This window comes from Stenotrophomonas sp. 22DLJC03, assembly GCF_056861405.1.
Window position 1 is genome coordinate 1 of the sequence record NZ_JBSPUG010000002.1, and the last position, 23743, is coordinate 23743.

At 65.9% G+C, this 23743-nt stretch carries 19 protein-coding genes and 1 riboswitch; of the genes, 8 read left to right on the forward strand and 11 right to left on the reverse strand.

The window, feature by feature from the left end; translation table 11 throughout:
- Positions 1 to 191 precede the first annotated feature (191 nt).
- Positions 192 to 602 carry a VOC family protein gene (locus AC13GA_RS05885; protein ID WP_005410627.1) on the forward strand — a complete coding sequence of 137 codons (411 nt, stop codon included), beginning with the start codon at positions 192 to 194 and terminating at the stop codon, positions 600 to 602.
- Positions 603 to 693: 91 nt separating this feature from the next.
- Here AC13GA_RS05885 and gcvP read toward each other — a convergent pair whose 3' ends face one another.
- Positions 694 to 3561 (reverse strand): aminomethyl-transferring glycine dehydrogenase, encoded by a 2868-nt coding sequence (gene gcvP / locus AC13GA_RS05890; RefSeq protein ID WP_482997702.1) that lies wholly within the window; start codon positions 3559 to 3561, stop codon positions 694 to 696.
- Between the two features lie 62 nt (positions 3562 to 3623).
- Positions 3624 to 3726, reverse strand: a riboswitch (glycine riboswitch).
- Positions 3727 to 4024: 298 nt separating this feature from the next.
- On the opposite strand from gcvP, the gene AC13GA_RS05895 reads away from it, so the two are divergent.
- The 3 genes from AC13GA_RS05895 to AC13GA_RS05905 all read left to right on the forward strand — a co-directional run bounded on the left by AC13GA_RS05895 (position 4025) and on the right by AC13GA_RS05905 (position 6753).
- Positions 4025 to 5251, forward strand: coding sequence for a multidrug effflux MFS transporter (locus AC13GA_RS05895; RefSeq protein ID WP_447782265.1), 1227 nt, complete (start codon positions 4025 to 4027; stop codon positions 5249 to 5251).
- Between the two features lie 142 nt (positions 5252 to 5393).
- Positions 5394 to 6290 carry a siderophore-interacting protein gene (locus AC13GA_RS05900; RefSeq protein ID WP_046985106.1) on the forward strand — a complete coding sequence of 299 codons (897 nt, stop codon included), beginning with the start codon at positions 5394 to 5396 and terminating at the stop codon, positions 6288 to 6290.
- A gap of 70 nt (positions 6291 to 6360) precedes the next feature.
- Entirely contained in the window at positions 6361 to 6753 is a 393-nt protein-coding gene (locus tag AC13GA_RS05905) for a hypothetical protein (RefSeq protein ID WP_046985107.1), read from the forward strand.
- A 119-nt stretch (positions 6754 to 6872) separates the two neighbouring features.
- On the opposite strand, the gene AC13GA_RS05910 is transcribed toward AC13GA_RS05905, so the two are convergent.
- The 4 genes from AC13GA_RS05910 to AC13GA_RS05925 all read right to left on the reverse strand — a co-directional run bounded on the left by AC13GA_RS05910 (position 6873) and on the right by AC13GA_RS05925 (position 13619).
- A complete protein-coding gene (locus AC13GA_RS05910) occupies positions 6873 to 8837 on the reverse strand; it encodes a M2 family metallopeptidase (protein WP_125895308.1) in 1965 nt (654 codons plus the stop codon).
- A 535-nt stretch (positions 8838 to 9372) separates the two neighbouring features.
- Positions 9373 to 11022: a phosphoethanolamine transferase gene (locus AC13GA_RS05915; RefSeq protein WP_482997703.1), complete on the reverse strand. Its 1650-nt coding sequence runs from the start codon at positions 11020 to 11022 to the stop codon at positions 9373 to 9375.
- Entirely contained in the window at positions 11019 to 11786 is a 768-nt protein-coding gene (locus tag AC13GA_RS05920; RefSeq protein ID WP_136639994.1) for a phosphatase PAP2 family protein, read from the reverse strand. The genes AC13GA_RS05915 and AC13GA_RS05920 overlap by 4 nt, the downstream gene beginning before the upstream one ends.
- 111 nt (positions 11787 to 11897) lie before the next feature.
- The gene (locus AC13GA_RS05925; RefSeq protein WP_482998087.1) at positions 11898 to 13619 is read right to left on the reverse strand and encodes an ArnT family glycosyltransferase; all 1722 of its coding nucleotides are present in this window, start codon (positions 13617 to 13619) and stop codon (positions 11898 to 11900) included.
- Positions 13620 to 13731: 112 nt separating this feature from the next.
- Between AC13GA_RS05925 and AC13GA_RS05930 the strand changes: the two genes are divergently transcribed.
- Positions 13732 to 14445, forward strand: coding sequence for a response regulator transcription factor (locus tag AC13GA_RS05930; RefSeq protein ID WP_482997704.1), 714 nt, complete (start codon positions 13732 to 13734; stop codon positions 14443 to 14445).
- On the forward strand, positions 14432 to 15715 hold the full coding sequence (locus tag AC13GA_RS05935) for a sensor histidine kinase (protein WP_136639991.1): 1284 nt from the start codon (positions 14432 to 14434) through the stop codon (positions 15713 to 15715). The genes AC13GA_RS05930 and AC13GA_RS05935 overlap by 14 nt, the downstream gene beginning before the upstream one ends.
- Before the next feature lie 103 nt (positions 15716 to 15818).
- On the opposite strand, the gene AC13GA_RS05940 is transcribed toward AC13GA_RS05935, so the two are convergent.
- The gene (locus AC13GA_RS05940; RefSeq protein WP_136639990.1) at positions 15819 to 16229 is read right to left on the reverse strand and encodes a VOC family protein; all 411 of its coding nucleotides are present in this window, start codon (positions 16227 to 16229) and stop codon (positions 15819 to 15821) included.
- Between the two features lie 134 nt (positions 16230 to 16363).
- On the opposite strand from AC13GA_RS05940, the gene AC13GA_RS05945 reads away from it, so the two are divergent.
- A complete protein-coding gene (locus tag AC13GA_RS05945; RefSeq protein WP_136639989.1) occupies positions 16364 to 17614 on the forward strand; it encodes a DUF819 family protein in 1251 nt (416 codons plus the stop codon).
- 234 nt (positions 17615 to 17848) lie between these two features.
- Here the strand turns inward: AC13GA_RS05945 and AC13GA_RS05950 are convergent, their stop codons facing one another.
- Together AC13GA_RS05950 and AC13GA_RS05955 are read right to left on the reverse strand one after the other, a co-directional pair.
- Positions 17849 to 18073, reverse strand: a complete 225-nt coding sequence (locus AC13GA_RS05950) for a YbdD/YjiX family protein (protein WP_006383180.1) — start codon at positions 18071 to 18073, stop codon at positions 17849 to 17851.
- Positions 18073 to 20154, reverse strand: coding sequence for a carbon starvation CstA family protein (locus tag AC13GA_RS05955; RefSeq protein WP_136639988.1), 2082 nt, complete (start codon positions 20152 to 20154; stop codon positions 18073 to 18075). Before AC13GA_RS05955 ends, AC13GA_RS05950 begins: the two co-directional genes overlap by 1 nt.
- 215 nt (positions 20155 to 20369) lie before the next feature.
- On the opposite strand from AC13GA_RS05955, the gene AC13GA_RS05960 reads away from it, so the two are divergent.
- Positions 20370 to 21221, forward strand: coding sequence for a pirin family protein (locus AC13GA_RS05960; RefSeq protein ID WP_478473838.1), 852 nt, complete (start codon positions 20370 to 20372; stop codon positions 21219 to 21221).
- An 83-nt stretch (positions 21222 to 21304) separates the two neighbouring features.
- Here AC13GA_RS05960 and AC13GA_RS05965 read toward each other — a convergent pair whose 3' ends face one another.
- The 3 genes from AC13GA_RS05965 to AC13GA_RS05975 all read right to left on the reverse strand — a co-directional run bounded on the left by AC13GA_RS05965 (position 21305) and on the right by AC13GA_RS05975 (position 23667).
- Positions 21305 to 21763 (reverse strand): hypothetical protein, encoded by a 459-nt coding sequence (locus tag AC13GA_RS05965; protein WP_136639985.1) that lies wholly within the window; start codon positions 21761 to 21763, stop codon positions 21305 to 21307.
- A gap of 196 nt (positions 21764 to 21959) precedes the next feature.
- Positions 21960 to 22679 carry an aquaporin Z gene (gene aqpZ, locus AC13GA_RS05970; protein ID WP_136639984.1) on the reverse strand — a complete coding sequence of 240 codons (720 nt, stop codon included), beginning with the start codon at positions 22677 to 22679 and terminating at the stop codon, positions 21960 to 21962.
- A 124-nt stretch (positions 22680 to 22803) separates the two neighbouring features.
- On the reverse strand, positions 22804 to 23667 hold the full coding sequence (locus AC13GA_RS05975; RefSeq protein ID WP_136639996.1) for a pirin family protein: 864 nt from the start codon (positions 23665 to 23667) through the stop codon (positions 22804 to 22806).
- Positions 23668 to 23743 lie beyond the last annotated feature (76 nt).

Below are 23743 nucleotides of genomic sequence, written 5' to 3' on the forward strand. Positions count from 1 at the left end.
GCCGAACGGTCGCCCGCGCCGGGCTCTCGGCACCTAAGGTGCCAGAGTCGCAAGAGATAAGAGCCGACCCTACGGTCGGCTGCTGTTTGCGCGGTCGCCAGCCGAGCATGGGCTCGGCTCTACAACAGGCACACACTCCGCGTGGCACTGTGCAGGCAGGCCGTCATAGGCCCGTCGACCAGGAGTACCGCATGCTGCGCAGTCGCCCTTTCCTGATGTTCACCGGCCAGGCCGAAGCCGCGCTGGCCCTGTACGCCGAGGCCTTCGCCGATTTCCGCCTGCTGGCAATGCAGCGCCATCCGGATGGCGCCGGTGCCGGCGTGCCCGGGCAGGTCCGCCAGGCCATCTTCCTGCTGGGTGGCACCCACTACCTGTGCTTCGACAGCCTGGACGTGCACGACTTCACCTTCAGCCCGTCGATCTCGCTGTTCGTCGAGTGCTCCGGCGCCGAACAGTTCGAGCGTGCCGCGCGTGTGCTGGGCGAGGGCGGCCACTGGCTGATGCCGGTGGGCGACTACGACTTCAGCAACCGCTACGGCTGGGTGCAGGATCGCTTCGGGGTGTCGTGGCAGTTGAGCCTGGGGCAGATGCCGGACCCGTGACCGGATTGTTGTGGGTGTGGCCTTGGTCCGCACACCCTCATGAAAACGGCCCGCTTGCGCGGGCCGTTCTCTTTACCGATGCAGCGAGGAATCAAGCCTCGACTTCATCATCCTTGTAGGCATCGACCGGGATGCAGGCGCACATCACGTTCTTGTCGCCGTACACGTTGTCGACACGCGCCACCGGCGGCCAGTACTTGCTCTGCTTCAGGCTGGCCAGCGGGAACGCAGCCAGTTCACGCGGGTAGGCGTGGGTCCACTCGCTGGCGGTCACCGCAGTGGCGGTATGCGGCGCGTTCTTCAGCGGGTTGTCCTCGCGGTCCAGGCGGCCGTCTTCGATCGCGGTGATCTCCTCGCGGATCTGGATCATCGCGTCGATGAAGCGATCCAGCTCGTGCAGCGATTCGCTCTCGGTCGGTTCGACCATCAGCGTGCCGGCCACCGGGAAGCTCAGGGTCGGGGCATGGAAGCCGAAGTCGATCAGGCGCTTGGCCACGTCCTCGGCGCCGATGCCGCTGGTCTTCTCCAGCGGGCGCACGTCGAGGATGCACTCGTGCGCCACCAGACCGTTGCGGCCGGTGTACAGGGTCTTGAAGTGCGGGGCCAGGCGCTTGGCGATGTAGTTGGCGTTGAGCTGCGCAACCTGAGTGGCCTTGCGCAGGCCGTCGCGGCCCATCATCGCGATGTACATCCAGCTGATCGGCAGGATCGAGGCGCTGCCGAAGCTGGCCGCGCTGACCATGCCGACCGGGCCGTTGTCCCCCAGCTTGCCCGGCAGGAACGGCGCCAGGTGCTCCTTGACCGCACACGGGCCAACGCCCGGGCCGCCGCCGCCGTGCGGGATGCAGAAGGTCTTGTGCAGGTTCAGGTGGGAAACGTCCGAACCCCACTTGCCCGGCTTGGCCACGCCGACCAAGGCGTTCATGTTGGCACCGTCGGTGTACACCTGGCCGCCGTGCTTGTGGATGATCTCGCAGATCTCCACCACTTCTTCCTCGAACACGCCGTGCGTGGACGGGTAGGTCATCATGATCGCGGCCAGGCGGTCGCTGTACTTCTCGGCGTTGAGGCGGATGTCCTCGACGTCGACGTTGCCGTTGGCGTCGGTCTTGGTCACCACCACCTTCATGCCGCACATCTGCGCCGAGGCCGGGTTGGTGCCGTGCGCCGAGTCAGGGATAAGGCAGATGTCACGATGGTCTTCGCCGCGCGAACGGTGGTAGGCACGGATCGCCAGCAGGCCGGCATACTCGCCCTGCGCGCCGGAGTTCGGCTGCAGGCTCACTGCGTCGTAGCCGGTGCATTCGACCAGCATCGCTTCCAGCGAGTCGATCAGTTCCTTGTAGCCCAGCGCCTGGTCGGCCGGCACCAGCGGATGGATCTGCGAGAACTCCGGCCAGGTCACCGGAATCATCTCGGCGGTGGCGTTGAGCTTCATGGTGCACGAGCCCAGCGGGATCATCGTGCGGTCCATCGCCAGGTCCTTGTCGGCCAGCGAGCGCAGGTAGCGCAGCAGCTCGTGCTCGCTGTGGTGGGTGTTGAACACCGGGTGGGTCAGGAATTCAGACTGGCGCAGCAGGCCGGCCGGCAGTGCGTCGGCGGTGCTGGCATCCAGTGCGTCCACGTCCAGCGAGGCACCGAACACGGCAGCCACGGCCACGATGTCGGCGCGGGTGGTGGTTTCGTCCAGGCTGATGCCGACCGAGTCGCTGTCGATCGCACGCAGGTTGTAACCGGCGGCACGGGCCTTGGCGTGGATCTCATCGGCGTGCACGCCGGTGACATGCAGGGTGTCGAAGAAGTCACCACCGACCTGCACGCCGGCCTTGCGCAGTGCCGCAGCCAGGATCGAAGCCAGGCGGTGGGTGCGGCGCGCGATGCGGGTCAGGCCTTCCGGACCGTGGTAGACGGCATACATCGAGGCCATCACCGCCAGCAGCACCTGTGCGGTGCAGATGTTGGAGGTGGCCTTCTCGCGGCGGATGTGCTGTTCGCGGGTCTGCAGGGTCAGGCGGTAGGCCGGGTTGCCCTGTGCGTCGATCGAGACGCCGATCAGGCGGCCCGGCATCGAACGCTTGTAGGCGTCACGGCAGGCCATGAACGCAGCATGCGGGCCACCGAAGCCGAACGGCACGCCGAAACGCTGGCTGTTGCCGACCACGATGTCCGCACCCCATTCGCCCGGGGCAGCCAGCAGGGTCAGTGCCAGCAGGTCGGTGGCCACGGCCACCAGGCCGCCGCGCGCGTGCACGGCATCGACCAGTGCCTTGTAGTCGCCCACCTGGCCGAAGGTGTCCGGGTACTGCAGCAGCAGGCCGAAGGCTTCTGCTTCCAGCGCTTCGGCCGGGGTGCCCACGCGCAGCACGATGCCCATCGGTTCGGCGCGGGTGCGCAGCAGTTCCAGCGTCTGCGGGTGTACGGCGTCGTGCACGAAGAAGGTGTCCGACTTCGACTTGGCCGAGCGCTTGGCCAGGGTCATCGCTTCGGCGGCGGCGGTCGCTTCGTCCAGCAGCGAGGCGTTGGCGATTTCCATGCCGGTCAGGTCGGCGCACAGGGTCTGGAAGTTGATCAGCGCTTCCATGCGGCCCTGCGAGATTTCCGCCTGGTACGGGGTGTAGGCGGTGTACCAGGCCGGGTTTTCCAGGATGTTGCGCAGGATCACGTTCGGCGTGTGGGTGCCGTAGTAGCCCTGGCCGATGAAGCTGCGCAGTACGGTGTTCTTGTCGGCGATCGCGCGGATCTTCGCCAGCGCCTGCACTTCGGTGATCGACTCCGGCAGCGCCAGCGGTGCCGGCGACTTGATCTTGGCCGGCACAATGGCATCGGTCATCGCATCCAGCGAGGCGTGGCCGATGACGCCGAGCATCTGCGCGATCTCGGCATCGTTGGGGCCGATGTGGCGCTCGACGAAGGCCGAATGATGCTCGAGCTCACGCAGGGAAGGGGTGTTCTGGGACATGGCGAAGGATCCGTCAGGAAAGGGCACACGCACGGGCACAAGCCGCCGGTCGGCGGTCTGCGGGGCGCCCCTCTGTCCTTTTGCCTGAGAGTTTGAAAGCGCGGCGGACCGCTGCTTCTTGCCCCTTCGGCGCCGGATTGAACCGGTCTCTCCAGAGTTCTGTTACGGGTGGTATCGGGCCTGAGCGATTACGGGCGTTGCGCCTTCGGCAGCGGTGTTCCGCTTCTCCCACCGTGTTGCCCGCCGATTATAGCCCGTTGCGCGCCGGCCGGCCGCTCCCGGGAGGCGCCGCTGCGCCTGAATGGCCGATGGCCCGGCCGTGCGTTTTGTGCATCCGTGCATGGCGCGGGGCGCAATCCCCACCTATGATGGGCGGATACCCGAATTCATCTGGCGCTGTCCCTGTTTCAGGGGACTGGCGCCCGCCGTGCGTGCCGCGCATGGCCCTGCCGGACGCCTCTCCATGACCGCCGCTGTTGCTCCTTCCACCCGCCGCATGGCCCTGCTGCTTGCTGGCCTGGCCATGTTCGGTCCGTTCTCGATCGACACCATCTTCCCGGCGTTCCCGCAGCTGGCCCAGCGCCTGGCGGTGGACGAAGTGGCGGTGCAGCAGACCATCAGCGTGTACCTGCTGTTCTACGGCCTGATGAGCCTGGCCCATGGACCGCTGTCCGACGCCTGGGGCCGCAAGCGGGTGATCCTCGGCGGTCTGGTGATATTCGTCGGCGCCTCGGTGGGCTGTGCATTGTCTACCGACCTGACCACGCTGCTGGCGTTCCGCGCACTGCAGGGCCTGTCCGCCGGCGTGGGCATGATCGTCGGCCGCGCGGTGATCCGCGATCTGTACCACGGCCACGACGCGCAGCGGCTGATGAGCCAGGTGTCGATGCTGTTCGGTATCGCCCCGGCCATCGCCCCGATCATCGGTGGCTGGATCCTGCTCAGCGGCGCTGGCTGGCCGTTGATCTTCTGGTTCCTGGTGGTGTTCGCGCTGGTGCTGCTGGCGGCCACTGCACGCTACCTGCCGGAAACCCATCCGGTCGAGGCGCGCGTGCCGTTGTCACCGCGCGTGCTGCTGCGCGACTACGTGCGCATCGGCTTCAATCCGCGTTTCCTGCGCCTGGCGCTGGCCGGCAGCATCGGCTTCGGTGGCGTGTTCCTGTACATCTCCTCGGCGCCGGTGTTCGTGATGCAGCACCTGCACCTGGGCGAGGGCGGCTTCGCCTGGCTGTTCATTCCCACCATCGGCGGCATGACCACCGGCTCGTTCCTGTCCGGGCGCATGGCCGGGCACAGCAGCCCTACGCGACAGGTCGCCATCGGTTTCGGCCTGTGCGCGCTGTCGGTGCTGCTGAACATCGGCTACGTCGGCCTGGCACCGCAGTTCGCACTGCCGTGGGCGGTGATGCCGATCTTCCTGGGCGGCATGGGCATGGCGCTGATCTTCCCGATCCTGGCGCTGGCGGTGCTGGACATGTACCCGCACCAGCGCGGCCTGGCCTCGTCGCTGCAGGCGTTCGTGCAGCTGATGATCAGCACCGTGGTGGCTGGCGTAGTGTCGCCGCTGCTCAGCGCCAGCCCGCTGCACCTGGCGCTGGGCCAGGCCGCGTTCTTCGGCGCCGGCTTCGTGTTCTGGTACTGGGAACACCAGCGCGAGCGCGCGGCGCAGGCAGCCTGCACGGGCCATTGAGCAGCGTGCAGGGGTAGGGTTGGCGGGGATGCCGGCACATCCTTGCAGCCGCGGACAACCGGACTAGGCTGGGCATTCCAGCCAGCCGGTGCGTGGATGCACGACAGCCAGCCAATCCGATGTCGTCGCATGAGGTACCCCCATGGCTGCACAGCAGACCTACCGCCTGTTCGAGGTGGCGCTGAAGGAGCGCCGCGTTCTTTCCCCTTCCCTGGACCGCATGGTGTTCACCGGTGCCGACGTGGCGCGGATGAAGACCGAAGGCCCGGACCAGCGGATCAAGGTGTTCTTCCCCTTGCCCGGCCAGGAGGTGCCACAGGTGCCCAGCGGCGAGGACTGGTATCCGCGCTACCGGGCCCTGCCTGATGAGCTGCGGCCGCCGATGCGCACCTACACCATCCGCCAGCTGCGTGCCGAGCAGGGCGAGGTCGACGTTGATTTCGTCATCCACGGCGTGACCGGGCCCGCTTCGCGCTGGGCCATGCATGCGCGGCCGGGTGACCGTGTCGTGCTGCTGGCCCCCGATGCCGACTGTGCCGACAGCAGCGAAGGTTGGGAATGGAAGCCGCCGGCCGGTGTCGGCCAGGTACTGCTGGTGGCCGATGAGACGGCGTTGCCTGCGGTGGCGGGCATCCTGGAGGAACTGGCGGCCATGCCTGATCCGCCGCGCACGCTGGCATTGCTGGAAGTGGCCCAGGCCGGCGACGCGGTGCCGTTGAAAGCGCCGGGCACCGCCGAGCTGGTGTGGTTGCCGCGTGGGCAGGCCGCCTATGGCCAGCCGCTGCTGCAGGCGGTCCAGGAACGGCTGGCAGCGACCTCGAGCGTGGCTGCCGGCGATGCGCTGGAAGAGATCGATGTCGACGCGCAGATCCTGTGGGAGCAGGCCGATGCCAGCGTGGCCGGACCGCTGTATGCCTGGGTGGCCGGCGAGGCGGGTGCGGTCATGGCGATCCGCCGCCATCTGGTGCGTGACTGCGGGCTGGACCGCCGCGCCATCACCTTCATGGGCTACTGGCGGCACGGCAAAGTGCTGGACTGAGCGGTGGCGTGAAGCGGTGCTGCGGGCGGGGTGCGTTATCCTTGCGCCCCCCTCGCAGCGGTACCGCATCATGTCCACCAGCTCCAAGATCCGCCGCGACCAGCGCCGTCGCCAGGAAAAGCAGGCCGCCAACAAGGCAGCCGCGCAGGCCTCGCCGGTGGAGCCGCATGCCGAACTGCGCGACCCGCAGCGCACGCTGCTGGCCGGTATCGTCCGGCGCGATGGCGAATGGGTGCTGGGCATGGATGGCCGCATCGCCGGCCAGAGCGAGAGTGCTGCCCAGGTGCTGGCCTTGATCATGCAGGCCGGCGAACTGCACGAACGCAACGGCACGCCGGTGCGCCTGGTGTACTCGGATGCACTGCGTGATGCTGCGCAGGCCGAAGCGAAGGAAAAGGGCCAGACCTTCGAGGAATTCAAGGCCGAGCTGGCCGCAGCGATGGCCGCGAAGAAGAACAGCTGACAAGCATTTCGGTAGAGCCGGCCGCTGGCCGGCTGCCCGTTGGGTCTTCATCGCGTAGTTGCCGGACAGCGGCCGGCACTACCAGAAAGGGGCGGATCCTCGCGGATCCGCCCCTTTTTTCATTTCGCCGCCGGGGCCGCGTTGGCCTGCCAGCCGCACATCTGGCCTTCGTTCTGCTGCTTCAGCCATTCGTTGACCGGGCTGAAGTACTCGATCATCGGGCCGGCATCGAGCTTGTCGGTGCCGGTCAGTTCCTTCAGCGTGGCCTGCCACGGCTGGCTGGCACCCTTGCTCAGCATCGCCCAGTACTTCTGGCCAGCTTCCTTGTTGCCGTAGAAGGTGCACTCATGCAGTGGGCCCTTGTAGCCGGAGGCATCGCACAGGCCCTTGTAGAACTGGAACTGCAGGATGCGCGCCAGGAAGTAGCGGGTGTACGGAGTGTTGCCCGGTACGTGGTACTTCGCGCCCGGATCGAAGAACTCTTCGCCGCGGGTGCTGGCTGGGGCCACGCCCTGGTACTTGGCCTTCAGGTCCCACCACGCCTTGTTGTAGTTGTCGGCGGTGATGGAGCCATCGAACACACCCCAGCGCCAGCGGTCGATCATCAGCCCGAACGGCAGGAACGACACACCCGAAAGAGCCATGCGCATCTGGTTGTTGATGACCGCCTCGCGGCTTTCGGTCGGCGCATCGACCAGGCCGATCGAGCTGAGGTACTTGGGCGTCATCGCCAGCACGATGGTGTCGCCGATTGCTTCATGGAAGCCATCGTTGGCACCGCCCTGGAACAGCGGCGGCAGCGGGTTGTAGGCCAGGTCGTAATAGATGTGGCCCAGCTCGTGGTAGATGGTGGTGAAGTTCTCTTCGTTCGGCTTGATGCACATCTTGGTGCGCACGTCGCCTTCCATGTTCATGTCCCAAGCGCTGGCGTGGCAGACCACATCGCGGTCATCGGGCTTGATGAACTGGGTTTTTTCCCAGTAGGACTGCGGCAGCGACGGCATGCCCAGCGACACGTAGAAGTCCTGCGCGCGCTCGGTCATCTGCTTGGCGGTGCGCAGTTCGGCCTCGCGCTGCGCCTTGTACTGCGCCGCTACGTTGGCATCCTTGCCGGCCTTGGCCAGCGCCGCGCTAAGGTTGGTCTGGTACTGCTTTTCAAGCGCAGCGGTGATGTCCAGGCTGCCGGCACCCGGGTACGGTTCCAGCTGGTCCCACAGGTTCGACCAGTCCTGCTGCCACATGTTGCCCAGCAGATGCGCCGCGATCAGGCCGTTGCCCACTTCGGCCTTGTCCTTGCCGTAGGTCTTGTCCAGCTTGCCGCGTGCATAGCAATGCAGCTGCTCGTACATCGGCTTGACCTGCTCCCACAGGCGGTCGGTTTCCGGGCCGATCTGCTCCGGCGGCATGTCGTAGCCGCTGCGCCACATCTGCCCGGCATCGGTGAAGCCCATGCCCTTGGCACCTTCGTTCACCAGGCCGACAAACTTCTGGTAGTCGCCGCGCATGCTCTTGGTGGTGCTGTGCCAGCCCTGCCATGCGTCGAGCTGCTTGTCGTAATCGCGGCTGCGCGCCAGCACCTGCTCCAGCTCGCCCAGCTGGCGGCAGGAGTTCGGATCGTTGGCATCGGTGCAGTACTTGCCGGCACCGTAGCTGCCTTCCATGCGGGTGGCGATCTGGGTCAGTTCTGCCAGCTTGGCCGGGTCACGGGGTGCCGGCATCGAGGACATCAGCTTCAGCAGGTGGATCGCGCGCTTGCTGTCCTCGCTCATCGGCTTGCCATCGAACTTGGCGGCCTGTTCGATCCAGCTGTTGAGCTGGGTCAGTGAGCGCTCGTTGGCCTTGGCCGCGATGCGTTCCGAATCACTGTTGATGTAGGTGGAGGACAGCCACTGCGCCGAGGTCATCTCCGGGTAGGCGGCCTTGAATTCGGCATTGATGCGGGCCACGAACTGGTCGGCGGTTTCGCCGGCCGGGGCGCTGCTGCTGGCGGTGTCGGTGCCTGGCGCAGCTTCCTTCTTGCAGGCGGCCAGGGCCAGCGTGGCGGCGGCGATTGCCGAGGCCAGCAGGAGATGACGGTGTTTCACGGGCGGTCCTTGGGTGGTGAACGACCGCCGAAGGCTAGTGGGCAGGCGTTGCCACCGCAAGTGGCGGAAGTCGGCCGGGCGGCGCCCTGGGACCGCGACATCGCATGCGCGCTGTCGCTCCCACGCTTCGCTGCGCGAAACGCGGGCCCCACTTACCAGCTCCCAGACCCCCGCCGCTTCGCGGCCGCCCCCCTGACTCAGGGGGCTTTGCCCCAGACGCAATTCGGTGATGGCAGTAGATCCACGCCATGCGTGGATGAGACCTGTCAGAAATCGAGACTCAAATTCGGATCCGACCCCGTGCCGACCAACGGTCGGCACCCACCAACAGCAGCGGAAATCTGTCGAAGGCGGGGTGGGTCCGGTGGCGGGAGTGTCCGCGGCATGGATGCCGCGGCCAAGCCCCCATGGATGGGTTCACGGCGTCTCCCGCCACCGGACCCACCCCGCCTACCCACAGGAACCCCGCTGTTGCTGTTGCTTCGGCCGTTGCCGTTGCCTCTGCGGGTGCAGGGCGCAGCCCTGCCGACAAACCCTAACTCTCGCAGTTGGCGAACACGTCGCGGTCGCGCTCGTACAGCGATGTCTTCACCTGCATCAGACCCAGCACCGACGGGAACAGGTTGTCGTGGTCGGTATACGCTGCCGAACGTGTGCGCAGGCACTGCAGGTTCAATCCGCGGCTGCTGGCGAAGCCCTGCGAGAACCACATCGTCATCGGCACCCGGGTCTGTTCGGCCGGGGCGATCGCGTAAGGCACGCCGTGCAGGAACAGGCCCTTCTCGCCCAACGACTCGCCATGGTCGGACAGGTAGATCATCGCCGAGTCGTAGTCCTGCATGCCCTGCAACGTGCCGATGGTCCTGGTCAGGAAGTGATCGGTGTACAACACGGCGTTGTCGTAGCTGTTGGTGATTTCTTCGCGCGAGCAGCGGCCGATGTCACGGGTGTCGCAGGTCGGGGTGAAGCGTCGGAACGCCGGTGGGTAGCGCTCGAAGTAGGCCGGGCCATGGTTGCCCAGCTGATGCAGCACCACCACCCGGTCGCCCGGTTTCGCACGTACCTGGGCGGCCAGATCCTGCAACAGGATCTCGTCCATGCAGCGGCCATCGGCACACAGGCCCGGTGTGGTCGCGTCGGACAGCGACTGGAAGTCCAGGCCCTCGCACACGCCCTTGCAGCCGGACTGGTTGTCACGCCACAACGGGGCGATGCCGGCGCGGTTCAATACGTGCAGCAGCGACTGGTGTGCGCGGATCTTCTTCTCGTCGTAGTCGTGGCGGCCCCACGGCGAGAACAGACACGGCAGTGAGACTTCGGTGCTGGTGCCGCACGAATGCATGTCGGGGAAATTGACCACGCTGGCCTGTGCCAGTTCCGGGGTGGTGTTGCGCCCGCCGTTGAGGCCCCAGTTCTGCGCACGCACGGTCTCGCCCATGACGATCACCAGCAGGCGCGGCTTGCTGGCTGCTGCGCGTGGGGTGGCCTTGGCGTCGGTGCCGATCGGAAGCTTCGGTGCGCGCTGCACCGGGTTGTCGCCGCGCAGTGCACGCGGCAGGCCGAGCAGTACGTTGGCCGGGGTGGCCAGGTAACGCACTTCGCGCTGGTTGCGCATCAGTGCCGAAACATCCTGGAACGAAATCAGCGCACCGCCGAGTGCGGTCACCGCCGCCACCACCAGGAAGCCGATGCGCCACAACAGGCTGCGGCCCCAGCTGCGGCGGCGCAGCTGCACGCGCCACAGCACCACCATCGGCAGCACTGCCAGCAGCAATACCGGCCACAGCAGCGACACCGTCATCAGCTCGCGGCTTTCCTTGGGATCGGTCGCCAGCACATTGCGCAGCATGTCCGCATCCAGATAGATGTGGTAGCGGCTCATGTAATGCGCAGCGAACGCGGTCACCAACAGCAGCACGCTGATCACCACCTTGGCGTTCCAGCGCCAGACCAGGATGCCCAGCAGCAGGCCGTGCGCGCCCAGCAGCAACAGCAGCAACGAAAGCGCGTAACGCAGGCTGCCCGGATGGCTGGCCATCGCGCTGTGCCAGAACAGGCCGTTGCCGGCTACTGCGAAGAACAGGCTGGTCAGCGTGATCAATGCTTCGGTGGACAGCTGTGGACGCCAGCGAAGAAGACCCGCCAACGCAGGGAGGCGGGCGGGGCGTTGGACCGATGCACTCATGCGTTCGCCTCCTGGCGGTTGGGACGGTCCAGCTGACGGCGGATCAGGACGCGTTTGACGATCAGGTACAGGCCCAGCGAAAGCAGCCAGCAGATCATTGCAGTGGCAATGTCATGGGAAAGGAAATGGGCGCCGCGCAGTTGCTGGCCGATGCCGAACACCAGACCAGCACCGAGGCCGATCCACAACCCGGCCCAGCGCCAGGCAGGACGCCACAACAGCGCGAAGAAGTACAGGCACAGCCAAGCGTAGCCGGCGCTGGCGTGGCCAGCGGGGAAGCAGGCCTGGGGCGACATGCCGCTTGGGCGCACGGTGAACAGCCCGATGAAAGGCTGGTGGCCGCCGTAGCGCAGCAGGTCCCAGGGGCATTCCATCGGCACCAGCGACTTCAGCAGGGAGATCACACCCGTGCCCAGCGCCATGGCAATTACGACATAAAGCAGCGCCCACCGCAGGGTGCGATCGCGACCCTTACGCCAGTGGTGGAAGCACAGCAGAATCGCCACAAGGGCTGCTGCCGTGCTCAGCCATTTGCCGGCTTTGTGCACCAGTGTGCGGGTGACAAAGGCGTCCTGCAGCGCCCAATGGCCGCCTTCGAGGCGGAACAGATGATCGGCCACCCACTGGTCGCCGCCGAAACCCATCAGCAGCGTAAACACGGGCAGACCGATTGCGACAGGCAGCCAGAGGTGAGTTACGGCAAATTTTGACGCCAGTGGCGATGTCGCAAGCGGTGCTACCGAATCAATGGGACGGACGGGCATGCTGGGAAAGGGCGGTTCGGGAATCCGCGGTCATGCTCGTCACCTGGATGTCGGAGAAGGGTCGGACGCTCGTTCGTGCCGGGTTAATGCTTGCCCGGCACGGGCCAACGTTCAGTCTTCTTCGGCGGTCGACCCGGTCCGTTCGGCATGGCATTCCGCGTCCCACGCGGTACCGGGAAGCAGCTGCCAACGATTGCGATTGGCAACACCGATGTCGATCACCTTGGCCGGATCCACGCAGGGGCTCATCGCGTCGTCCAGCACCAGCAGCCAGCGCTTGCCCGGTGCCTCGGCCAGCCATGGGCCGGCGTCGTGCCACTGCTCTGCCCACGGTCGCTTGAAGCCGAACTCGCGCACCGGGCGATCGGCCTGCAGCAGGTTCTGCTCGCGCCAGGCGACCAGGGCCAGTTCGGCGTCCGGGCCGATTCTCGCGCCAACCCTGCGCATCAGCGCTGAGGCCGAGGCGTAGGGATCCAGCGCCGGAATCAACACCAGGCCGTAGAGCATCCACAGCATGCCGTGGGTGAGCAGTACCAGCGTTGCAGCACGACGTACCCGCAACCACACGATCAGCGTGGCCAGGGCGATGGCGAAGGTCAGCAGGCCATCACCGAGCACCGGCAGCAGGGTGTCTGGCATTGCACGGCGTTCCAACTGGGCCACCGCCCAGGGATGCTCGGTCATCAACATCACGCCGAGCACGCCGGTGGCCAGCATCAGCACCATGCTGTAGCCGAACAGGTAGCGGCGTACGCACAGGCGGCGCAGCAGGCCCGGCAGCAGCGGCGCTACGGCCAGGGCCAGCGCCGGCAGCATCGGCAACAGGTACACCTCGCGCTTGCCCGGGCTGGCGCTGAAGAACACCAGCACCAGTACGGCCCAGCCCAGCAACAGCCACTGCCGACGGTCGCCACGACGCAGGCGGCGCCACCAGGGCTTGAACAACATCGGCAGCAGCAGGCTGCCGGGCAGCCACAGCGTCAGAATCACCTGCAGGTAGTACCAGACCGGCTGCCGGTGGTGCCACGCATTGGCGTAGCGGGTGCCGGTCTGCTTGAACAACAGTTCATGTGCGTAGGCCTGCAGTTCGGCGCTGGGTGAATGCAGCAGGGCCCAGCCGAGCGGCGCCAGCCACACTCCCACGCCCAGCAGGAACGCGGGAATCAGCCACAGCAGCGTGGCAGGATGCGGGCCGTCCACGGTGTACCCGCGACGGCGCTGGTACAGCCACCAGCCGAACCAGGGCAGCACCATCAGCAGCGGCAGGAAGCCCACGCCCTTGGTCACGGTACCCAGCCCGGCGGCAAACCCCGCCAACCACAGTGCAGGCAGGTTGCGACGTTCGCACAGATGGCGCATCAGCCCCCACAGGGCCACGGTGGTCATACCGACCAGCGCCATGTCGATCTGCGCACGCTTGGCCATCAACCCGAACTGCAGGGTGCAGAAAAGCGCGGCCAGGGCATAGACGGAATGCCGCGGTGTCCACAGCCGCCGTGCCAGATCCGACACCAGCCACAGGCTGAGCAGGGCACCCAGCAATGACGGCAACAGGAACGACCACTGCCAGCTGCCGACAATTTCATAGGCGACCGCCTGCAGCCACATGAATACCGGCGGCTTTTCCGCATACAGCTCGACGCCACGGTGCGGCAACAGCCATTGCCCGCTCTCGACCATGGTCCTGGCCGCCAGCACGAAGCGCGGCTCGTCCGGTGGCTGTGGCTGCCGAAGACCGATACCCGCTGCCAGCGCAGCGATGATCAGCAGCCACAACAGGGGCAGGCGCCATTGGCGGGGAAAGGCTACGGGCACGGCAGGCTCCGGGAGCAAAACAGCCACTTTGAGGTGACAAAGGTGGAAAAAGCGTCAGAACGGGGCAGGGCGACCGCATTCCGACATGAGCAGCGCTACCATGCTACGAACTTCCGTGGATGTTTCGTGCATGCGTCTGTTGGTGATCGAGGACAACCGCCAGCTGGTGGCCAACCTGTTCGACTATTTCGAGTCGCGCGGGCACGTGCTCGACGTGGCCCCGGATGGCATCACCGGCCTGCACCTGGCCGGCAGCCACCCCTACGATGCGGTGATCCTGGACTGGATGCTGCCGCGCATGGAGGGCCCCGAGGTGCTGCGCCGGCTGCGCGCCGAGCACGCTTCGGAGGTGCCGGTGATCATGCTGACCGCGCGCGACGAACTGCCGGACAAGATCGCCGGCTTCCGTGCCGGTGCCGATGACTACCTGACCAAGCCATTCGCGCTGCCTGAGCTGGAGGTACGGCTGGAGGCCCTGCTGCTGCGCGCACAGGGGCGCAACCCGCGCAAGCGGCTGCAGGTCGGCGACCTCGTGCTGGACCTTGCGACCCTGGAAGCCCAGCGTGAGGGCCAGGTGCTGCACCTGTACCCGGCCTGCCGCAAACTGCTGGAGGTGCTGATGCGGGCCAGTCCCGGTGCGGTCACCCGCCAGCAGCTGGAATTTGCCCTGTGGGGTGACGAGCCGCCGGATGGCGACCTGCTGCGTTCACACGTCTACGAACTGCGCCGCAGCGTCGATGGGCCATTTGGCGAAAAGCTGATCCATACCCTGCCGCGGGTCGGTTATCGGTTGGCTGTGACCGTCGGCAGCGACGCTGGCAAGGATCCTGATGAAGGTGCGTAAGCCCGGCCCGCTGTACCGGCGCGTGCTGTGGTGGTTGCTGGGGTACCTGGCGCTGCTGTCACTGGCGGTGTTCAGCGTTGGCAACTACGTGCATGAGCATGCCGAGCACGCGGCGTGGCGCGCGCTGCTCAATTCCGAACTGGACAGCATCGTCGAGCATGTTGAACACGAGCCGCATTACCGCTGGCAGGATTCGGACACGCTCAGTCTCTACCGCTTCGATGCGATCAACCTGCCCGACAGCCTGCGCACCCTGCATCCCGGACTGCATGACGGGGTGATGGTGAAGGGCCGCGAGATGGCGGTGATGGTGCGCGAGACCCAGTCGATGGGACGGGTGGCGCTGGCGCTGGACATCTCCGACTTCCACGACCTGGAGCAGTTCGCGACCCGCTGGGTGATGCTGGCGGGCGTGATCATGATCTTCGTTACCGTACTGATGGCCTCGTTCGGCATGGAACGGATGGTGCGCCCGCTGAGCCTGCTGGCCCAGCACATTGCCACGTTGCGGCCGGGGGCGCAGGGCCAGCGCATCGATGTTGATCCGCGCGGCAGCTCCGAGCTGCACACGATTGCCGATGCACTGAACGACTACCTGGATCGCAACGAGCAGTTCGTCGAACGCGAGCGGGTGTTCATCAGCACGGCCAGCCATGAGCTGCGCACGCCGATCGCGGTGATGACCGGTGCCGCCGAGCTGGCGCTGGAGCAGCCGGGCCTGCCCGAGCGTGCGCGCCAGCAGATCCAGCGCGTGCTGCGCACCGCACAGGGCGTGGAGCAGCTGATCGAGCTGCTGCTGGTACTGGCCCGTGATCCCGATCGCCTGGCCTCGCGTGCCGAGCGCATCGCGCTGGACCAGTTGCTGCCGGAGATCGTCGACGATCATCGACACCTGCTGGGCGACAAGGACCTGAGCATCGGTATCCAGGCGGCGCCGGTGGACATTGTTGCGCCGCTGGCGGTGGTGCAGGCGGCGATCGGCAACCTGCTGCGCAATGCCATCGAGAACAGTGGGCGTGGGCATATCGAACTGCGGCTGAGCGCGTCGGCGGTGCTGACCCTGCAGGACCCCGGTCATGGCATGAGCCCCGAGGAGATCGCGGCGATCCATGCGCGGATGGCGCGGGGCGAGCGAACCGACCGCGGCGGCATCGGCCTGGACCTGATCGCGCGGCTGTGCGAGCACCTGGGCTGGACCCTGCAACTGCAACCCTGCGAACCGCGTGGCACGCGGGCGAGCCTGGACTTCAGCGCCTCGCGCCCATCCTGATCCAGATGCCCTGGTAGATGCCAACCTGGGTTGGCATGCTGTCCGTCGACCAAGGTCGACGCCTACCCAGGCAATGGCTGGCCGTGTCCCGGTAGATGCCAATCTAGGTTGGCATGCTGTCCGCGTCCCCGCCCGCCGGCCGCGCCACGTGCTGGTCGATCAGGATCACGTTGCCGTCGGGATCGGCCAGCTGCAGATAGCCCGTACCCTGGCCATCAGGATCGGTGCGGACCGCCAGTTCGATGCCCTTGGCATCCAGTGCGGCCTGCAGCTCACGCACGTCTTGGAAGCGGGGCAGTTCCTGCTTGTGCTGGTCCCAGCCGGGGTTGAAGGTCAGCAGATTGCCTTCGAACATGCCCTGGAACAGCCCGATCACCGTGCCGTTGCTGCGCATCACCAGCCAGTTCTGCGCCGGGTCACCGCCGGTGACTGAAAAGCCGAGGGCTTCGTAAAAGGTGCGGGAAACCGCGAGATCCTTCACCGAGAGGCTGACCGAAAAGGCGCCAAGCTGCATGAGTGGGCTCCCTGAGGGGATGTGGTCGTGGTCGGCACTGCAGCATGACCCGGCGTGAAGACAATGTTAATCTCATCCTGCGCCGCTTCATGCGGCGCTTTTTTTTCCCGCTCTTTCGATCGACAGAGGATCCCATGCCGACCGAACCCGCTACTGCCCTGATCAGCAACGACATCGTTGGCCTGGGCCTGATTGCCGCCACCCTCGCCCTGATCTTCTGGGCTGCCAGTGGTCCGACGCCCTTGCTGAAGAAGATCTTCGCCTGGGTGCCGGCACTGCTCTTGTGTTACTTCATTCCGGCCATCTACAACACCGCCGGTGTCATCGATGGCCACAACACTTCGTTGTACAACCCGGTCGCGCGTGATGTGCTGTTGCCTGCCGCGCTGGTCCTGCTGACGTTGTCGATCGACCTGAAGGGCGTCATCAAGCTGGGTCCGAAGCTGCTGCTGGTGTTCTGTGCCGGCACCGCCGGCATCATGCTCGGTGCCATCGTCTCGTTCCAGGTGATGAAGCTGATCCATCCGGAAACGGTGGCCGGTGACACCTGGGCCGGCATGGCCGCACTGGCCGGCAGCTGGATCGGTGGCGGTGCCAACATGGTCGCCATGCGCGAAGTGTTCGGTACCGATGCCACCACCTTCGGCCAGTTCGCCGTAGTCGATGTGGCCTGCGCCAGCCTGTGGATGGCAATCCTGCTGTTCATGGCCAACCGCGCGCAGCAGATCGACACCCGCAACGGTGCCGATACCCGTGCCATCGACGAAATGAAGGCACGCATCAGTGCCTACGAGGCGCAGAACGCACGCATTCCCAGCATGACCGACCTGATGGTGATTGTGGGTGTGGCTTTGGGTGGCGTCGGCCTTGCGCATGCGATCGCCGCGCCGCTGTCGGGCTGGTTCAAGTCCAACGTCAGCTGGGCCAGCCAGTTCAGCCTGGACAGCCAGTTCGTGTGGGTGATCCTGCTGTCCACCGCGATGGGCCTGACGCTCAGCTTCACCCGCGCGCGCCGCCTGGAAGCCGCCGGTGCATCGCGGCTGGGCACGGTGTTCCTGTACTTCCTGATCGCCTGCATCGGCATGCAGATGAACCTGTTGTCGCTGCTGGATCGGCCGTGGCTGTTCCTGCTTGGTGCAATCTGGATGGCGACCCATGTGCTGGTGCTGTGGGTGGTGGCCAAGCTGCTGCGCGCACCGCTGTTCTTCTTCGCGATTGGTTCGCAGGGCAACATCGGTGCGGCGGCATCTGCCCCGGTGGTCGCAGCGGCCTTCCATCCGACACTGGCGCCGGTAGGCGTGCTGCTGGGTACGGTCGGCTATGCCACAGGCACGGGGCTGGCCTATGTAACCGGCCTGATCCTGAAGTGGATGGCCGGTGCCTGAGTTCTGACCTGACGGACATGTTGCGGGTTCACGGCAAGTGCCGTGAACCCGCGCTCCCCGTGTAGAGCCGAGCCCACGCTCGGCTTTCTTTTTGCCTGCCACCAGGTAGATCCACGCCATGCGTGGATGCATTTCACGGGTATCCATATCCACGGAAAACCAGAGCCGACGCTTCGGCCGTTGCCGTTGCCGTTGCCTCTGCGGGCGCCGGGCTGCAAGCCCGGCACCCAATCCTCAACAGCAGCGTCCGCCGTTGCGTCCGCCGTAGCGCGCTTCCTGACGTTCGCGGAAGAACGTCTTGTAGTCCATCGGCTGCTGGTCCGGATGCTTCTCCAGCATGTGCCGGACGTAGTTGTCGTAATCAGGAATGCCACAGCACAGTCGTGCGGTCTGCACCAGGCGCCGCCAGATGCGGCGGTGTGCCTGGTACTGGCCGACGGGAACCAGTTGGGTACTCATCACAGGTCCACCATTTCATGCGGCTTCAGTGCCACGTACGGGGTTTCACGGTCAGTCCGCTGCGGATTGCGGCGTGCCGCCAGGATGGTCTTGATCGAATACACCAGCACCGCACCGACCACCAGCAGGAACAGCGCGGTCAGGCCGGTATTGACGTAGGCGTTGACCACGATCTGCTTCATCTGCGCCACCGACTTGGCCGGCGCGGTGATGGTGTCGCTGGCCAGGGCGGCCTGGAACTTGTGTGCCTGCGCCAGGAAGCCCTGTGCCGGGTTGCTGTCGAAGATCTTGATGAAGCCGGCATAGGTGGTGCAGATCAGCAGCCATACGGCAGGTACGGCAGTGACCCACGCATAGCGGTCACGCTTCATCTTGAACAGCACCACCGTGCCCAGCATCAGCGCGATACCGGCCAGCATCTGGTTGGAGATGCCGAAAAGTGGCCACAAGGTCTGGATGCCGCCGAACGGATCGACCACGCCGGTGTACAGCAGGTAGCCCCACAGCGCCACGCAGCCGGCGGTACCGATGATGTTGGCGGTCCACGACTCGGTTTTCTTCAGCGCCGGCACGAAGTTGCCCAGCAGGTCCTGCAGCATGAAGCGTCCGGCGCGGGTGCCGGCGTCCACGGCAGTCAGGATGAACAGCGCTTCGAACAGGATCGCGAAGTGGTACCAGAACGCCATCATCGCGTCGCTGCTGCTCGGTATCGCCTGGTGCAGGATCTGCGCGATGCCGACTGCCAGCGTTGGCGCACCACCGGCGCGATGCAGGATGGTCGGCTCACCAATGGCCGCCGCGGTCGCGGTCAGCTGCTCGGGCGTGATGGTGAAGCCCCAGGTGTTGGTGATGTAGTGCGCGGCGGAGGCCGCATCGGCACCGATCACGGCGGCCGGGCTGTTCATGGCGAAGTAGATGCCCGGATCGATGATCGATGCGGCCACCAGTGCCATCACTGCCACGAACGATTCCATCAGCATGCCGCCGTAGCCGATGTAGCGCATGTGCGCTTCATTGGCCAGCAGCTTCGGTGTGGTGCCGGAGGAAATCAGCGCATGGAAGCCGGAGACCGCACCGCAGGCGATGGTGATGAACAGGAACGGGAACATGCCGCCCTTCCACACCGGGCCATCACCGCTGGCGGCGAACTGGGTAAGTGCCGGCATCTTCAGTTCCGGCATCACCACCAGGATGCCGATGGCCAGCGCGATGATGGTGCCGATCTTGAGGAAGGTCGACAGGTAGTCGCGCGGGGCCAGCAGCAGCCACACCGGCAGCACCGAGGCGACGAAGCCGTAGCCGATCAGCATCCAGGTGATCTGGGTTCCGGTGAAGGTGAAGGCCGGGCCCCAGGTCGGGTCCGCTGCTACCTTGCCGCCGAACCAGATTGCTGCCAGCAGCAGGATCAGGCCGACCACCGAGATCTCGCCGATCTTGCCGGGGCGGATGTAGCGCATGTACACGCCCATCAGGATGGCGATCGGCATCGTTGCGATTACCGTGAACATGCCCCACGGACTTTCCGCCAGCGCCTTGACCACCACCATCGCCAGCACGGCCAGAATGATGATCATGATCAGGAACGCACCGAACAACGCGATGGTGCCGGGCACCTGGCCCATCTCCTCGCGGACCAGGTCACCCAGCGAACGGCCGTTGCGGCGGCTGGACAGGAACAGAACCATGAAGTCCTGTACCGCGCCGGCCAGCACCACGCCGACCACCAGCCACAACAGGCCGGGCAGGTAACCCATCTGCGCGGCCAGTACCGGGCCTACCAGCGGACCTGCACCGGCAATGGCGGCGAAGTGATGGCCGAACAGTACGTGTTTGTTGGTCGGGACGTAGTCCAGGCCATCGTTGTTGATCACCGCCGGAGTGGCCCGGGTCGGATCGAGCTGCATCACCTTGTTGGCGATGAACAGGCTGTAGAAGCGGTAGGCGACGAGGTACAGCGACACAGCGGCGACGACGATCCACAGGGCATTGATGTGTTCGCCGCGGCGCAATGCCACGGTGCCCAGACAGAACGCGCCGAGCAGAGCGAGTACCGCCCAGCCCAGTTTGGAAAACCCTTTCATGAGGTGCTCTCTCCCGGAAAGACTGTCAAAGAGTCCCGCTTGCCCACGGCAGGGTCAATCGGCACAGGACGAATCGGCGTTAGTACTTTGGTCGTACGCAGGGGGTGCTGACGTGCAGCGAACATCAGGGATGGAACAATTGGTTGCGGTGCCATCCATTGGCGTACGGCCATGTGGCGTCCATCTTCACTGGCATCCATACAACAGGAGTCGCCATGAGCCTTCCCGAGCCGGTCCGCGTGCTGCGTACCATCCGTGGCATGCCCACCTCCGACGGTGCCGGTGTGCGCCTCACCCGCGTCATCGGTGGCCCGACGCTGCCCGACCTGGATCCGTTCCTGCTGCTCGATGAATTCGGCACCGATCGCGCCGAGGACTACATCGCCGGCTTCCCGGAACACCCGCACCGCGGTTTCGAGACCGTCACCTACATGCTCGACGGGCGCATGCGGCACCGCGACAACCACGGCAATGAAGGCCTGCTGACCCCGGGCAGCGTGCAGTGGATGACCGCCGGCCGTGGCCTGGTGCATTCGGAGATGCCCGAGCAGGAAAGCGGGCAGATGCGCGGTTTCCAGCTGTGGGTGAACCTGCCGGCGAAGGAGAAGATGACCGACCCGAAGTACCAGGAATTCGCGCCGGAGCGCATTCCGGTGGTGAAGCCGGAAGCCGGCGTGGAAGTGAAGGTGATCGCCGGCAGCGTGGACGGTACCCACGGCCCGATCGTGCAGCCGGCCACTGATCCGCTCTACCTCGACATCACGCTGGCACCGGATCGGGCCTGGACCTACGCGCTGCCGGAAGGGCACAACGCGTTTGCCTATGTGTTCGAAGGTGCAATGACCGTGGGTGAGCAGGACGCCGCGCGCGACGTTGCACGCCAGGAACTGGCGGTGCTGGGCGGTGGCGAACAGCTGCATGTTTCGGCCGGCAGCGAAGGCGCGCGGTTGATCCTGGTGGCCGGCCGTCCGTTGCGCGAGCCGGTGATGCGGCACGGCCCGTTCGTGATGAACACGCGGCAGGAACTGATGCAGGCCTTCGTCGATTTCCAGGAAGGCAAGTTCTGAGGGGGGACGCCGGGTCATGCCCGGCGGATGTCCAGCGCGTTGGATGCGGCGGGGATGCTGCCAGGCAGTCATCCCCGTCACGGTCAGCGACCGGCGGCCACGGCCGACGGGGTCAGGCTCATGCCCTGCGCCAGCTGCTGCAGCGAGCCCAGTTCCTGCGGGCTGTCCGGATACAGCGAAATCTGCGCGTAACGCCCTTTGTCGAGCTTGACCACACTGATGCGGCGCTCGGCATAGCCCGGAGGCTGCTGGCCACCGAGGTCCGGCTGGTACCAGTAGAGTGACTCACCACCGAAGCTGCCCTTTTCCTGGCGCAGCGAACGGTTCAGGGGAATGGACGGGTCACGTGCGCTGAGCATCAGGCTCAGCACTTCACGACCATCGCCGGTGCTGGCGCGGCAGACCAGGAAATCGGTCTGCACCAGCTGCTGCCATTGCAGGCCACTGCTGGCCGGCAGCGAAGGGCATTCGGTGGGAGCCTGTGCGGCGGCGTGGGCCGCAGCGAACAGCAGGCTCGACAACACTACAGGTGCGAACTTCATGCATCCCCCAAGGTGATGTGTCGTTTGGCTCCGCCACAGGGGCGGCGGCCTTGGCATCCCATCCCCGGATGCCGCCCCGTCCGGCATGTGCACGGACGGTCAACTCAACCTTAACGGAACGTGAGCGATCGCACAAATCGCGGTTACACGCGTAACCATTGCGGCCGACGGTCGGCCGCAATGGTCCGCACAGGACTCAGCGGTCGTTGCCGAGCCACTTGTAGATGATGCCGCCGATCGCGCCGCCCAGCAGCGGGGCGACCCAGAACAGCCACAGCTGGCTGATCGCGCCGCTGCCGGCGAAGAAGGCCACGGCGGTGGAGCGGGCCGGGTTCACCGAGGTGTTGGTGACCGGGATGCTGATCAGGTGGATGAGGGTCAGCGACAGGCCGATCGCCAGCGGCGCGAACCCGGCCGGTGCCTTGCCGTGGGTGGCGCCCATGATCACGATCAGGAACACCGCAGTGAGCACCACTTCGCACAGGAAGGCCGCTGCGACGCTGTAACCACCGGGTGACAGTGCGCCGTAACCGTTGCTGGCGAACGCACCAGCCTGGCTGCCATCGATGGCGAAGCCGCTGGCGCCCGAGGCGATCTGCAGCAGGATGAAACCGGCCAGCAGGCCGCCAGCGACCTGGGCGATGATGTACGGGATGAGGTCCTTGGTCGGGAAACGACCGCCGGCCCACAGGCCGACACTGACCGCGGGGTTGAAGTGCGCGCCGGAGATGTGGCCGAACGCATAGGCGCCGGTCACCACGGTCAGGCCGAAGGCCAGGGCCACGCCAAGGAAACCGATACCCAGCGGATTGCCGTCGCCACCGAACTTGGCGGCCAGCACCGCACTACCGCAGCCACCCAGAACCAGCCAGAACGTGCCGAGGAATTCGGCGGACAAGCGTTTACCCATGCTCATGTGTTGCACTCCTTTGAAAGATGCCCGAACTGTGTGGTCGGTCACATTTCAGTGACCGGCGAGTGACGATAGCGTCAACGCCGGGTGCAGGGATACACCTACGGGTGTGTGCAACACGCGATGTTCAGTACTGCGGCAGCGGAATGAACTCCTTGTCATCGCCCGGGATGGTGCCGAAGCGGCCGGCTTCCCAGTCGTGCTTGGCCTGCTCGATGCGCTCCTTCGAGCTGGAGACGAAGTTCCACCACAGGTGACGCGGCCCGTCCAGCGGCTCTCCACCGAACAGCATCGCCTTGACTGGCGTCTTCGCGCGCAGGCGGCCCACCGCACCGGCTTCCGGGATCACCAGGTGCTGGGCGGGGATGTCAACGCCATCCAACTGCGCGTCGCCTTCGAGGATGTACAGCGCGCGCTCGCGGTGGCCATTGTCGATATCGATTTCCGCATCCGGGTCGAGGTCGATCGCCACGTTGAGGGTGTCGGCGAACACCTTCACCGGCGATTCCTCGCCGTAGGCGCGGCCGGCGATCACCCGCAGCCAGACACCATTGCGACGCTGCTCGGGCAGGGTGGCCGCGGCATGGTGGTAGAACGCCGGCTCGATTTCCTCATGCGACTTCGGCAGTGCGACCCAGGTCTGCATGCCGTGGATCGGGTTGTCGTGATCGCGGTCCGGTTGCGGCGTGCGTTCGGAATGGGCGATGCCGCGGCCAGCGGTCATCCAGTTGACGTCACCGGGGCGGATCACCTGGTCCGAGCCCAGCGTGTCGCGGTGGCCGATGGCGCCCGACCACAGGTAGGTGACGGTGGCCAGGCCGATGTGCGGATGCGGGCGCACATCGATGGCGGTGCCGGGGTGCATGAGTGCGGGCCCCATCTGATCGACGAACACGAACGAACCAATGCTGCGTGCCTGCAGGGTGGGGACGGCGCGTCGGACTTCGAGTCCGCCGATGTCGTGCACGCGCGGAGCGATGATGGTGGTCATGCGGGCGTTCTCGCTGGCAGGGATCAAGGCGGTCAGCATCGCATGCGGTGGTGGCGGTGACATTCCCCGTCCGGGT

Coding starts and splice junctions, on each gene's coding strand:
- AC13GA_RS05945 (WP_136639989.1), top strand. CDS start 16,364: ATGCCGACCGAACCCGCTACTGCCCTGATCAGCAACGACATCGTTGGC.
- AC13GA_RS05975 (WP_136639996.1), bottom strand. CDS start 23,667: ATGACCACCATCATCGCTCCGCGCGTGCACGACATCGGCGGACTCGAA.
- gcvP (WP_482997702.1), bottom strand. CDS start 3,561: ATGTCCCAGAACACCCCTTCCCTGCGTGAGCTCGAGCATCATTCGGCC.
- AC13GA_RS05920 (WP_136639994.1), bottom strand. CDS start 11,786: ATGCCCGTCCGTCCCATTGATTCGGTAGCACCGCTTGCGACATCGCCA.
- AC13GA_RS05965 (WP_136639985.1), bottom strand. CDS start 21,763: ATGAAGTTCGCACCTGTAGTGTTGTCGAGCCTGCTGTTCGCTGCGGCC.
- AC13GA_RS05960 (WP_478473838.1), top strand. CDS start 20,370: ATGAGCCTTCCCGAGCCGGTCCGCGTGCTGCGTACCATCCGTGGCATG.
- AC13GA_RS05955 (WP_136639988.1), bottom strand. CDS start 20,154: ATGAAAGGGTTTTCCAAACTGGGCTGGGCGGTACTCGCTCTGCTCGGC.
- AC13GA_RS05930 (WP_482997704.1), top strand. CDS start 13,732: ATGCGTCTGTTGGTGATCGAGGACAACCGCCAGCTGGTGGCCAACCTG.
- AC13GA_RS05900 (WP_046985106.1), top strand. CDS start 5,394: ATGGCTGCACAGCAGACCTACCGCCTGTTCGAGGTGGCGCTGAAGGAG.
- AC13GA_RS05885 (WP_005410627.1), top strand. CDS start 192: ATGCTGCGCAGTCGCCCTTTCCTGATGTTCACCGGCCAGGCCGAAGCC.
- AC13GA_RS05950 (WP_006383180.1), bottom strand. CDS start 18,073: ATGAGTACCCAACTGGTTCCCGTCGGCCAGTACCAGGCACACCGCCGC.
- AC13GA_RS05895 (WP_447782265.1), top strand. CDS start 4,025: ATGACCGCCGCTGTTGCTCCTTCCACCCGCCGCATGGCCCTGCTGCTT.
- aqpZ (WP_136639984.1), bottom strand. CDS start 22,679: ATGAGCATGGGTAAACGCTTGTCCGCCGAATTCCTCGGCACGTTCTGG.
- AC13GA_RS05905 (WP_046985107.1), top strand. CDS start 6,361: ATGTCCACCAGCTCCAAGATCCGCCGCGACCAGCGCCGTCGCCAGGAA.
- AC13GA_RS05940 (WP_136639990.1), bottom strand. CDS start 16,229: ATGCAGCTTGGCGCCTTTTCGGTCAGCCTCTCGGTGAAGGATCTCGCG.
- AC13GA_RS05935 (WP_136639991.1), top strand. CDS start 14,432: ATGAAGGTGCGTAAGCCCGGCCCGCTGTACCGGCGCGTGCTGTGGTGG.
- AC13GA_RS05915 (WP_482997703.1), bottom strand. CDS start 11,022: ATGAGTGCATCGGTCCAACGCCCCGCCCGCCTCCCTGCGTTGGCGGGT.